A 1,738-nucleotide genomic window follows, 5' to 3' on the forward strand; every position below is an offset into this window, starting at 1 on the left:
GCGTGTACTGGTAGGCATTCAACCCACCCGCCAATTTCACCGGATCCGGCGTCAGGTAGCGGCCGCTGCCCGGTTGGTAGTAGCGGTGGCGGTTGTAGTGCAGGCCGCTTTCGGTGTCGAAGTATTGGCCCTGGAAGCGCAGCGGTTGTTCGAGCGGTTCACCGCTGCCGTGGCGCAGTTCGCGGAGTTGGCCGTAGGCGTGGTATTGCGCCGACCAGACGATCTCGCCGTCGTGGGCGGTGAGTTCCTGCGGGGTGCCGAGGTGGTCGAGTTGGTAGTAGAACGGGCGGGCGTTTTTTGGGCCTTTGCCGTGGAGCATGGCCAAGGGCCGGAAGCTGCCGGGTTCGTAGAGGTAGCTGCGGTAGTGGGTGCGGCTGCTTTCGGCGACGAGCTGGTCGCCTTGCCAGAAAAAGCTGGTGGTGTGGCCGTCGACGGTCTTGGCGATGCGTCGGCCGAAGGCGTCGTAACGGTAGGACGCTTCGCTGCCATCCGGCAGGCTGAGGCCGATCAGGCGGTGCTGGCAGTCGTAGCGGTAGTCGGTGACCGCATCGCCGCGACGCTCGCGGATCAGGTTGCCGAAGGCGTCGTAGGCGTAGTGCCGGTCGCCGTGGCGCAGCAGGCGGTTGCCCTTGAGGTGCCAGGGGCCGGGGCGGTCGTGGATCAGCAGATTGCCGGCCGGGTCGTGGCTGAAGTGTTCCGGGGTGTGTTCGCGGGCGTGGTGCACCCGGGTCAGGCGGTCGAGCGGGTCGTACTGGTAGCGGCGCAGGCCGTGGCGGGTGTCGCCGATCTGCAGGAGGTGGCCGTTGGCGGCGTAGGCATAATCGCGGCGGTACAGCTGGCGCTGCTGTTGGCTGACGGCGTGGGCCTGCAAACGGCCCTGGTCGTCGTAGGCATAGTCGCTGTGCAGCAGGCCTTGCTGGCGCTGGCGTTCACGGCCGAACTGGTATTGATGCTGGGTCAGCCGCGTGCCATTGAGGTCGATGGCGGTCAGCGCCCCGCCTTGGGCGCGGTGATACTCAAGCCGGCTGTTGTCCGGCAGGCGCAGGTGCTGCAGCCGGCCGCTGGCGTCGTAGCCGTAGCGCAGGGTGCCCCAGCCCTGGTGTTCGGTGATCAGCCGGTCATGGGCGTCGTACTCGAACGCCAGCGGATGGTCCTGGCCGTCGTCGACGCTGACCAGCCGCCCGAGACCGTCGTAGCGGTACGCGACCTTGACCCCGTCGGCCAGGGTCTTGACCAGCAGACGCCCGGCGCTGTCGCGTTGATAGGCGGTGACCAGCTGCGCACCGTCATCGCCGTATTCGGTCTTTTCCAGCAACTGGCCATTGAGGTCGTAGGCGTAGGCGGTGCACCGGCCGTCGAAACCGGTTTCCTCGCGGATCAGCCCCCCGGGGGTGTAGTCCAGGCGGTATTTATCGCCGCTTTCGTTCTCGATCTCGGTCAGCAACAGCTGCGCGTGGTCGTAGCGATACTTGAGCTGGCTGCCGTCGGGATTGATCCGTCGGCTGAGCAGGTGCAGGTCGTCGGCGTACTCGTAGCGGGTGACGCGCTCCAGCTCGTCGCGCTCGGCGATGACCCGGCCGTAGGCGTTGTAGCTGAAGCGGCGGCTGGCACCGCTGGGCAGCGTGGTCTGCAACAGGCGGCCGACGGCGTCCCACTGGTGACGGGTGATGGCACCGAACTCGTCCTGGGTCGTGGTCCGCCGCCCCAACGCGTCGTAGGCAAACTGCCGGCGCCCGCC

General features: G+C 67.3%; 1 protein-coding gene. It reads right to left on the reverse strand.

The features are described 5' to 3' along the window. Positions 1-1,738 (reverse strand): RHS repeat-associated core domain-containing protein (locus ACSFE6_RS31450; protein ID WP_435431258.1); only part of this gene is annotated, 1,738 nt, incomplete at both ends.

Source organism: Pseudomonas baetica (assembly GCF_051216495.1).
GTDB lineage: Bacteria > Pseudomonadota > Gammaproteobacteria > Pseudomonadales > Pseudomonadaceae > Aquipseudomonas > Aquipseudomonas baetica_B.